The following is a 9824-nucleotide window of genomic DNA, read 5'->3' on the forward strand; positions in this document are numbered from 1 at the left end:
CGGAGCAGTCCGTGGCGACTCAGCTCGGGGACGGGCGCATCCAGCGATTCCTGCGCAGGGAGGTGCGAGAGTCATACCGCGTCGTTCCGGTGCGGGGAGACGACTACCGCCGGACTCGGGAGGTCCAGCAGTCGGGGCGGGGGTGGATCGGGCCGCCGGACGTCACACGGCAGGCGATGCGGCCGGTCTGGGCGGACGTGTCAGGGGCCGCGCGGTGGTGGTCGTTCGACGATCTGCGGCAGGCTACCACGGAGACGGCACACTCCAACCTGATCGACGATCTGACAGCGCTCGATCACCTCTTCATCGAGGACATCGCGATTGAGAATACCGACGACGCCTTTCGGCTCCTCCGTATCGTCGACGCGCTCTACCTCCACGAGGACGCCCCTTCGCTGTATTTCACCGCCGGGCAGTCGTCGGACGACTGGTTTGCGCCGGAGCAGCACGCCGGCATCGCGCGGGCCGTGGCCGAAAAGTTTGACCGCACTGTTTCGCGTCTCCACGCTTTGTGTCGGATTCAGGCTGCCGAACGAGAAGGAGCGGTTCAGCCTTGAGCCCACACGTCCCCCTAGCGCTGAGGAGCCAGTACCGAAAGCCGGCAGGTACGCCACCACCCCGACGGCGGCCTCCACGAACCAGCGTGCCTCAAGCACGAACGATGCAAGCCCTCCGATCACTAGGGGGAGATTCCAGCCCCAGTCAGGGGGCTCTCCGTCAGGCGGACGAAGCCGGGCCCCCATCGCGCGTCGTGGCCTTTTCCTCTCCGTCCGTGGGTCCCACGTTGTCAAGGTGCACGTCCATCTGCGGGTACGGCATGCCGACGCCATGCTCGTCCAGCGCCTGTTTGACCGCGTGCGTCAGTCGCTCCTTCACCGCCCAGTAGTCGCTCGTCTTCGCCCACACGCGCACCGACCAGTTGATTGACGAACCGCCCAGTTCGGACAGATACACCTGCGGTGCCGGATCGCTGAACCCGTCTTCAATGGAGGCAGCCGTTTGCTCCAGCACCGACCGCACAGTGCCCAAGTCCGCGTCGTATTCTGTCCCCACACTCACGTCCACCCGGCGCGTGTCGTGATGGGTAATGTTCTCGATGGTCGACCCGTAGATGGCACCGTTCGGAACGATGAGGCGACGGTTGTCCACGGTATCGAACAGCGTCGTAAAGAGGCCGATCTCCACGACCTTCCCCGTCACCCCGGCCGCCGAGACTTTGTCTCCAGCCGTGAAGGGCCGAAAGATCAAAAGCATGATGCCCGATGCAAAGTGCGAAAGGGTCCCCTGCAACGCCATGCCGACGGCAAACCCCGCTGCGGCCAGGACGGCAGCGAAGCTCGCCACAGAGATGCCGAACACCCCCAGCACGGCCAGGCCCCCCAGAATGAGCACGGTATAGCGGGCGAGACTCGAAAAGAACCGCCTCAGCGTGGTGTCCAGGTCCGACTGTTCCATCGATCGGCGGGTGGCACGCTTGGCCCAGCCCGCCACCACGAAGGTGATGATGAGAAGAACGATTGCCCCGGCCACGTCCAGAAGAAGCGGCACGAGACTGCTGTAGTCGAAGTTTTCAAGCATCTGCATGATAGACCTTGGTGTTTATGTGTGATATGCGAGTGAGAGGATGCTCAGAACCGACGGATGTCGATTCGTGAGACCGATGCCGAGACGCAAAGGTGATAGACCTGATCTGAGCTCGATCCTTCTCGGATCATGGAAGTGTTACGAACCCGGCGACCTAGTACCGTGTCAATGCTGATTCTTCGAGTAGAAACTCAACCCGCTGTCATCCCGGACGGAGCGCTGTGAGCAAAGCGACCGAGTACTCCCGGGGTGCGAAGCGGAGATCCGGGATCCATAAACCGCTAGGAAAAGGCAAACCGTTTCCCGGTTTCTTGCCTTTATCGCCGGTCATTTTTCGTGCAGGTTCGACGTGACGGGTCGGATAGATTCCGGCTCAGCGCCCCGACCGGAGGGAGCGCCCTGAGCGACAGCGAGGAAGTATCCCGAAAGCCTTCGCGGATGGAAGTCGTCTCCGGGCTGCGGCTCCTAACAGAGCCTTGGCCGGAATGACAATAGAACATTGAGGTTTGACACATCACCAGTGGATCTGCACGATTGTTTTTATAAGGGACCACTCGCGTCCCCGGCGGTGATTGGCTAAGCAGGTACCGTTGGACTCCAACGGCGATTCGACGGAACGACCCGTCGGATTGGCCCAAACACGGACTGCTCGTGTCCTCCGCGGAGGGTCTGCCCAGAGACTTCCCCCTCGATGCACTAAATAGCATTTCTTTGTCTACCCGAGATGTTCGGAAAATGCGAAGGGGGATTTGCTGAAAGACTCTTCGTACATGACATGTTCGTCATCGTTTCAAATGTATTGTACGAGACATTTTTTTGCAGATCAAACGTGATGTCCGGATTTCCGTGTCGAGGTTGCCCAGCCGCTGCTCGATGCCTCTCGTCTGCGTGCGAAGGGCACGCACCGCATGATTCCCAGCGCCTGCGGGCGCGAGTTCCGGCGGACGCGTAGTCTGCCTCGCTGCTCCCCGTCGTGCAGGCGCACGCAACCGCCGCCTTACGCTACGTCCGGCACCGCCGCGAGGCTCTCCTCGATCTCGTCCTCCGGCAGCGCAAAGTCTTCCAGCTCCCCGGCCCGGAAGCCCTCGTACGCGCTGAGGTCGAAGTGGCCGTGGCCACAGAGGTTGAAGACGATCGTCCTTTCCTCGCCGGCCTCCCTCGCCGTCAGGGCTTCGTTGCGGGCGCCCCACACGGCGTGCCCGGCCTCCGGCGCGGGCAGGAGGCCCTCGCACCGCACAAACTCCTCACAGCTCTCGAACATCGGGATCTGCGGCGTGCTCGTGGCCTCGATAATGCCGGCGTCCAGGAGCGCGCTGATCTGGGGGCTCATGCCATGGTAGCGCAGCCCTCCGGAATGGATGGGCGGGGGCACAAAGTCGTGTCCCAGCGTGTGCATCTTCATCATCGGCGTCATCCGTGCCGTGTCGCCGAAGTCGTACTCGAAGTGGCCCTTCGTGAGGGTGGGCGTGGCGGTCGGTTCCACGGCCACGATCCGGGGCAGCGGGGCGTCGCCGTCCACGTGGCGTTCGAGGAAGGGGTAGAAGAACCCGGCAAAGTTGCTCCCGCCGCCGGTGCAGCCCACGAGCACGTCCGGCTCCCCGGCGCCGGCCTGGGCCAGTTGCTTCGTGACCTCCTGCCCGATCACGGTCTGGTGCAGCAGCACGTGGTTCAGCACGCTGCCGAGCGCGTACTTGGTCGCCTCGTCCTGCGCGGCCCGCTCGACGGCCTCGCTGATGGCGATGCCGAGGCTGCCGCTCGTGTCGGGATCGTCGGCCAGTACGTCGCGCCCGGCCTGCGTCTTCTCGCTGGGGCTGGGTGTGACCGTTGCGCCCCATGTCTCCATCATGACGCGGCGGTACGGCTTCTGCTCGTAGCTAATGCGCACCATGTATACCTCGCAGTCGAGGTCGTACATCTGCGCGGCAAAGCTGAGCGCACTGCCCCACTGTCCGGCACCGGTCTCAGTGGTGAGGCGCGTGGTGCCCGACTCGGCGTTGAAGTAGGCCTGAGGGACGGACGTGTTGGGCTTGTGGCTGCCGGTGGGGCTCACGCCCTCGTACTTGTAAAAGATTTTGGCCGGCGTGCCCAGCTTCTCCTCCCAGCGGCGGGCACGGTACAAGGGCGTCGGGCGCCAGAGGCGATACACGTCGCGCACCGCCTCGGGGATGGCCACATGCCGCTCGGTGCCCATCTCCTGCTGCACGAGGGGCTCAGGAAAAATGGCCTCCAGGGCGCCCGCCCCGGCGGGCTCATGCGTTTCGGGGTTGAGCACTGGTGCCAGCTCCACCCCGAGTGCGCCCAGGTCGGCGTTCAGGTTGTACCAGTGTGTAGGAAGCTCCGCCTCGGAGAGAAGATATTTGGTCTGCTGGTCGTTGGACATCGGAGAATAAGACTGGTGACAAACGGAAGAACAGGTGTTAAGGTGATTCTGCGGTGCCAGACGGTCAAGGGGGTGGCGCTCACGGATTGGAAGATGACGTAAGAGACACCCCGCGGACATCCCGGCGGCAGTGAGGCAAGGACCTCCGCCTACGAAGTCTACTCCAATTCGGTCCCGAAGCCCCGCTGAGATGCCGGTCAATGAACGTCCGCCCTGTGTATGAGTATTAACCTCCTATCCAACCTAAATTTGCGCGGGAATGCCCCACACTTCGGCGCAGTGCCCCGCAGGTCCATTCCAACCGTTGCCCCGCCATGAAGCAGACCGATCTTCGCGACATCGCCATTGTGGCCCACGTGGACCACGGCAAGACCACCCTCGTGGACTCCATGCTGTGGCAGAGCGGCATCTTCCGCGACAACGAGACGGTGCAGGAGCGCGTGATGGACACGATGGACCTGGAGCGGGAAAAGGGCATCACCATCATGGCCAACAACACGGCCATCCGCTACGAGGGCAAAAAGATCAACATCGTCGACACGCCGGGCCACGCCGACTTTGGGGGCGAGGTGGAGCGCACGCTCCGCATGGTGGACGGCATCATGCTCCTGGTAGACGCGGCGGAGGGGCCGCTCCCGCAGACCCGCTTCGTGGTACAGAAGGCGCTGGAGCTGGACCTCCCGCCCATCGTCGTCCTCAACAAGATTGACCGCAAGGACGCCCGTCCCGAGGAATCGCTCGACGAGATCTACGACCTCTTCATTGATCTCGGGGCGGACATGGAGCAGCTGGAATTTCCGGTGCTTTACACCGTGGCCACGGAGGGCCGCTGCAAGACGGACCTCGACAACGAGGAGTGGACGACGCTTCGCCCGCTCTTCGAGACCATGATCGACGAGATCCCGCCGCCCACGGGCGACCCTGATGGGGCCTTGCAGGTGCTCGTCACCAGCGTACAGCGCGACGACTACCTGGGCCCGGTGGCCATTGGGCGCGTGGAGCAGGGCACCCTTCACGACCGGCAGCAGGTGTCTCTCTGCCACCGGGACGGGAGCACGGAGCTGGCGGAAGTGAAGGCCCTCTTCACGTACGAGGGGCTCCAGCGTGAAGAGACCGATGCGGCCGGCCCGGGCGACATTGTGGCCATCGCCGGCGTGCAGGGCATCGGGCTTGGGGAAAGCCTCTCGCGCCCGGAGCACCCCAAACCGCTCACGCCCCTCGACGTGGACCCGCCGACCATGTCGATGGAGTTCCGGATCAACGACGGGCCCTTCAGCGGGCAGGAGGGCGAGTACGTGACCTCGCGCCAGCTTCGCGACCGCCTCTTCGACGAGGCGCGCAACAACCTGGCCATCCGGGTGGAAGAGACCGACACGGCCAACGCCCTGCGCGTCTACGGCCGCGGCGAGTTGCAGATGGCGATTCTGATCGAGCAGATGCGGCGGGAGGGCTACGAGTTCTGCGTCGGCATGCCGCAGGTGATCACCAAGGAGGTCGACGGGGAGACCCGAGAGCCCTACGAAACCGCGGAGATCGACATCCCGGAGGAGCACATGGGCATCGTGATGGAGCGCCTCGGGGAGCGGAAGGGACAGATGGAGCACATGGTGCACCAGGACAGCGGGCGCGTCCGCCTCACCTTTCGGGTGCCCAGCCGCGGTCTCATCGGCTACCGGTCCAAGTTTCTCACAGACACGAAAGGGACGGGGCTCCTCACGCACCGCTTCGAAGAGTTTGGGCTGTGGGCGGGCGAGATTCCGCACCGTACCAGCGGCGCCCTCGTGGCCGACCGCGAGGGAGAGACGACGCCCTACGCCCTCATGGAGCTCCAGGACCGGGGCGACTTCTTCGTGGCACCCGGCGACCGGGTCTACAAGGGCATGATCGTGGGCGAGAACAACAAGCCCCAGGACCTCGACCTCAACGTGACGAAAGAGAAGCAGCTCACCAACATGCGTGCCGCGGCGGGCAACGAGCTGGAGCACGTCCCGCCCCCGCGTGAGATGTCGTTGGAGGACGCGATCGAGTTCATCCGCGAGGACGAACTCGTGGAGGTCACCCCGGAGGCCTACCGCCTTCGCAAGCGCCATCGCAAGCCGAAGGCCCGTCGGCGGGCGCAGCAAGAGCAGGCGGCCGGATAGGCCGCGGCGGGGCGTGAAGGACGCGGGCCCCTGGTTCGTCCGGGGTCAGGCGGTGGGCTCCACCACTTCTTCATCTTCCTCCGGCAGGCCCTCGCCGTCTGGGCCGTCCTCGTATTGGTCTCGAATGTTGGGAAAGGCCGTCTGGAACATGTCGTTCACCTCTTCGGCCTCCCCGTCGTGCTCCGCGCGAGCCTCGTGGAGGCGGGCACAGGCCTTCCACACGGCCCGTCGCAGGTTCCACTTGCGAACCGAGTAGGCCGCACTGCGGCGCGTGTCGTCATCTTCGAGCCAACTGAGCTGCACGTACGGCTTGGGCGTGCCGCTGCCGTCGTCTTTCCAGCAGAAGTTGAGGCCAATCACGCCGGTCGTCGACCGCGCCTCTGCCGAGCGCTGGACCGGGTCCATCGGCTCGGGCAGTTCGTCGAGCAACTCGTCCCGGTAGTCGACGGCCTTGTCAAGGGCCTCCTCGCGGCCGCCATGGCGCTTGTCGGAGAAGTACTTCGTGTACTGCTCCTTCTGGCGCTTGATGCGCACCTGCCATCCGTGGGTCGGATGGCGGTCCGGGTTCTCTTCGGTGGGCTCAATGTCGATGCGAAAAACGTTCTTCGGTTTGTCGGACATGGGGGATGGGCGTCAGGGCGATCAGTGTGCTGGTGGGGTGGGCCTGGACAAAGGCCCGAGGTCGACGCACGTCGGACAGGGACTTCGAGGCCGAAGACCTATCGCTCGGGGCAAGGGCTCTCGGTCGGGATGGAAACCAAGAACATGGCCGACGAGAATCTAGACAGCAAGAGGCCATAGAAACGGGCATTCGCCGATCCGAGGGGGGGCAACACCCGGATGAAAAGGGCGTTGGGCGGCGTTTCGGAGAACAGGGGTCCCCCGAAAACAGAATCTCCCGGGCGGCGTCGAAGGCGGTTCTGTCCGATGCGAGCATTGCGACGCTCAAATATGCAAAACAGCACCGGAGAAGTGCAACCGGTGCTGCTGTGACCCCCCAGGGCGCGGTCGGGGGTGGGCCCTGAGAGGCAGCTACAGTAGATTTGCGTCCTCGGCGGCACTGCGGAGCGTGGAGCGCTGCCTTTGTGAAAGGTCCTGCGGGATGTTCACGTCGATCTCAACGTACAGGTCGCCCTGCCCATCCTCGGTCTGCACGCCCTGGCGCTTCAGGCGCAGCTTCTCGCCCGGCTGTGTGCCGGCGGGCACGGACAGCTTGAGGTTCTGGCCGTAGGGGGTGGGCACGCGCACCTCCGTGCCGAACACCGCCTCGAACATGCCGATGGTCTCCGTGAGGTGAACGTCGTCGCCCCTGCGGTCGAAGCGGGCATGGTCGCCCACCTCGAACGTTACGTACAGGTCGCCGCGCTGTCCCATTGGCCCGGCCTGTCCGCGGCCTTTCAGGCGAATCTTGAATCCATCCCGCACGCCCTTTGGGATCTTGAGCCGGATCGACTCGCCCGAGGGAAGTTCTACCTGCTTACGGCCGCCGTCCAGGGCCTCCCGAAAAGAGAGGCGAAGCGTTGTCTCGATGTCTCGGCCGCCCTGTCGGCCCCGTCGCTGTTGCTGTCGCCGCTGCTGTTGCTGCCCGCCGCCGAAAGGACTTCGGCCCTGGGGTTGGGCTCCCCCACCGAAGAAGTTCTCAAAAATGTCGCCGAGGCCGCCGCCCCCACGGCCGTCGAAGGCATCGTCAAAGCCGCCCTGTTCGAACCGGACCTCGGGCCCGCCGCCGGCAGACCGGCCCCACGCGCCGCGGCCGCCTTCCCCTCCGCCGAAGCCCCCCCCGCCGCCAAAGCGGCGCTGGGCGTCGTACTGCTTGCGCTTCTCCTCGTCCGAGAGGACGGAATACGCCTTCTGAATCTCCTTGAACGTCTCCTCGGCGTTCGGGTCGTCCGGGTTTCGGTCGGGGTGGTGCTTGCGCGCGAGTGTCCGGTACGTTTTCTTGATCTCCTCCTGGCTCGCGTCTTCGTCGACGCCGAGCACGTCGTAGAGGTCTTTGGCCTGCGGCATGGCGGCGGAGAGTAACACTGTTGAATCAGTCGGCGAGCCAGACCCTGTGGCCTGAACGGGCCCGTAGGGTCTTCTTGGATGTGCCCCTCATAACAGAATTCGTGCCACAGCGTTCACTCAGACGAAATGACGGACCCTGCCGTGACATCCCGTCCCCTTGACAAAGTCCTCGTCGCCAATCGCGGCGAGATTGCCGTTCGGGTCCTGCGCACCTGTCACGAGCAGGGCCTCGACACGGTCGCCGTCTACAGCACGCCGGACCGCGCGGCGCCCCACGTGCGGCGGGCGGACGAGGCCTACCACATCGGCCCGGCGGAGGCCGCCCGGTCGTACCTCGACCCGGAGGCGATCCTGGAGGTGGCACGTCGCAGCGGGGCCGACGCGATCCATCCCGGCTACGGCTTCCTGTCGGAGAACGCGAACTTCGCCGAGGCCTGTGCCGAGGCCGGCGTGCACTTCGTGGGGCCGCCGCCCGAGGCGATCCGCGCGATGGGCGACAAGACCGCCGCCCGTCAGCTCATGAAGGATGCCGGCGTACCCATGGCGCCGGGCACGACCGACGCCGTGGAAAGCACCGAAGAGGGCGAAGAGATCGCCGCAGAGATCGGCTATCCGGTGCTCATCAAGGCCGCGGCGGGCGGCGGGGGCAAAGGCATGCGGATCGTCCACGAGCCGGAGAACTTTGCCGGGGCGATGGACCGGGCCCAGGGCGAGGCCGAGTCGTCGTTCGGCGACGGGCGCGTCTTCATAGAGAAGTACATCGAAGAGCCGCGTCACATCGAGTTTCAGATTCTGGCCGACCACCACGGGAATACGATTCACCTCTTCGAGCGCGAGTGCTCCATCCAGCGTCGCCACCAGAAGGTGATCGAGGAGGCCCCGTCGTCGATCCTCACGCCGGAGGTACGTCGCGAGATGGGGGAGGCAGCCGTGGCCGCGGCGAAATCGTGTGGCTACCGGAATGCCGGGACGGTCGAGTTTCTGGTGGACGCGGACCTGAACTACTACTTCATGGAGATGAACACGCGCCTGCAGGTAGAGCACCCGGTCACGGAGTGGGTGACGGGCGTCGACCTCGTGGCCGAGCAGCTACGCGTAGCACAGGGGGAGGCGCTGGGATACGGCACGGACGACCTGCCGATTAACGGGCACGCCATCGAGAGCCGCGTCTACGCCGAGGACCCGGCCTCCAATTTCTTGCCGGACCCCGGGCCGCTCAACCGGCATTCGGCGCCGTCGGGGTTTGGCGTGCGGGTGGACGCCGGGGTGGAGGAAGGGGGAGAGGTCCTCATCCATTACGACCCCATGATCTCGAAGCTCACCACGTGGGGCCGCGACCGCACCGCGGCCATCGACCGCATGGTCCGGGCGCTCGACGAGTACGAGGTGGCGAGCATGGCGACCACCATCCCGTTCTGCCGCTTCGCGATGCAGCACGAGGGCTTCCGCGCCGGCGACTTCACGACCCACTTCGTCGACGAGGAGTTTGATCCGTCAGCGCTCCAGCTTGAGGACCCCAAGCGCGACGAGCTCGCGGCCCTGGCGGCTACGCTCTATCACGCTCGGACCCAGGACGAGGAGGCGCCTACGATCGCGTCGGGCGACGGGCAGGCGGGGCCGAGCCCATGGCGGCGCCGGCGGCAGCACGCATCGTAAGGAAGCTATGTAAACACGCAGAAATACGTTTATTCGAGAGTCATTCTGAGCGACCG

At 65.0% G+C, this 9824-nt stretch carries 6 protein-coding genes and 1 pseudogene; 3 read left to right on the plus strand and 4 right to left on the minus strand.

Features of this window, described 5'->3' with window-relative positions:
- Positions 1 to 557, plus strand: a pseudogene (locus V5A20_RS11175) (AFG1/ZapE family ATPase); the annotation flags it as partial.
- A 160-nt stretch (positions 558 to 717) separates the two neighbouring features.
- Here the strand turns inward: V5A20_RS11175 and V5A20_RS11180 are convergent.
- Together V5A20_RS11180 and V5A20_RS11185 are read right to left on the minus strand one after the other, a co-directional pair.
- On the minus strand, positions 718 to 1584 hold the full coding sequence (locus V5A20_RS11180; RefSeq protein WP_332316972.1) for a mechanosensitive ion channel family protein: 867 nt from the start codon (positions 1582 to 1584) through the stop codon (positions 718 to 720).
- Between the two features lie 997 nt (positions 1585 to 2581).
- Positions 2582 to 3964, minus strand: a complete 1383-nt coding sequence (locus V5A20_RS11185; RefSeq protein WP_332316971.1) for a TrpB-like pyridoxal phosphate-dependent enzyme — start codon at positions 3962 to 3964, stop codon at positions 2582 to 2584.
- Between the two features lie 314 nt (positions 3965 to 4278).
- Between V5A20_RS11185 and typA the strand changes: the two genes are divergently transcribed.
- Positions 4279 to 6105, plus strand: coding sequence for a translational GTPase TypA (typA, locus tag V5A20_RS11190; protein WP_332316881.1), 1827 nt, complete (start codon positions 4279 to 4281; stop codon positions 6103 to 6105).
- 45 nt (positions 6106 to 6150) lie between these two features.
- Here the strand turns inward: typA and V5A20_RS11195 are convergent, their stop codons facing one another.
- Together V5A20_RS11195 and V5A20_RS11200 are read right to left on the minus strand one after the other, a co-directional pair.
- Complete coding sequence (locus V5A20_RS11195) at positions 6151 to 6726, minus strand: AP2 domain-containing protein (RefSeq protein ID WP_332316880.1); 576 nt, start codon at positions 6724 to 6726, stop codon at positions 6151 to 6153.
- A gap of 411 nt (positions 6727 to 7137) precedes the next feature.
- On the minus strand, positions 7138 to 8112 hold the full coding sequence (locus V5A20_RS11200) for a J domain-containing protein (RefSeq protein WP_332327365.1): 975 nt from the start codon (positions 8110 to 8112) through the stop codon (positions 7138 to 7140).
- 126 nt (positions 8113 to 8238) lie between these two features.
- Here V5A20_RS11200 and accC point away from each other — a divergent pair, with 126 nt between their 5' ends.
- Positions 8239 to 9768 (plus strand): acetyl-CoA carboxylase biotin carboxylase subunit, encoded by a 1530-nt coding sequence (accC, locus tag V5A20_RS11205; protein WP_332316878.1) that lies wholly within the window; start codon positions 8239 to 8241, stop codon positions 9766 to 9768.
- Positions 9769 to 9824 lie beyond the last annotated feature (56 nt).

Origin of the sequence: Salinibacter sp. (genome assembly GCF_036626415.1) — a bacterium.
In the GTDB taxonomy this organism is placed as follows: domain Bacteria; phylum Bacteroidota; class Rhodothermia; order Rhodothermales; family Salinibacteraceae; genus Salinibacter.

Coding starts and splice junctions, on each gene's coding strand:
- V5A20_RS11185 (WP_332316971.1), bottom strand. CDS start 3,964: ATGTCCAACGACCAGCAGACCAAATATCTTCTCTCCGAGGCGGAGCTT.
- V5A20_RS11195 (WP_332316880.1), bottom strand. CDS start 6,726: ATGTCCGACAAACCGAAGAACGTTTTTCGCATCGACATTGAGCCCACC.
- V5A20_RS11180 (WP_332316972.1), bottom strand. CDS start 1,584: ATGCAGATGCTTGAAAACTTCGACTACAGCAGTCTCGTGCCGCTTCTT.
- V5A20_RS11200 (WP_332327365.1), bottom strand. CDS start 8,112: ATGCCGCAGGCCAAAGACCTCTACGACGTGCTCGGCGTCGACGAAGAC.
- typA (WP_332316881.1), top strand. CDS start 4,279: ATGAAGCAGACCGATCTTCGCGACATCGCCATTGTGGCCCACGTGGAC.
- accC (WP_332316878.1), top strand. CDS start 8,239: ATGACGGACCCTGCCGTGACATCCCGTCCCCTTGACAAAGTCCTCGTC.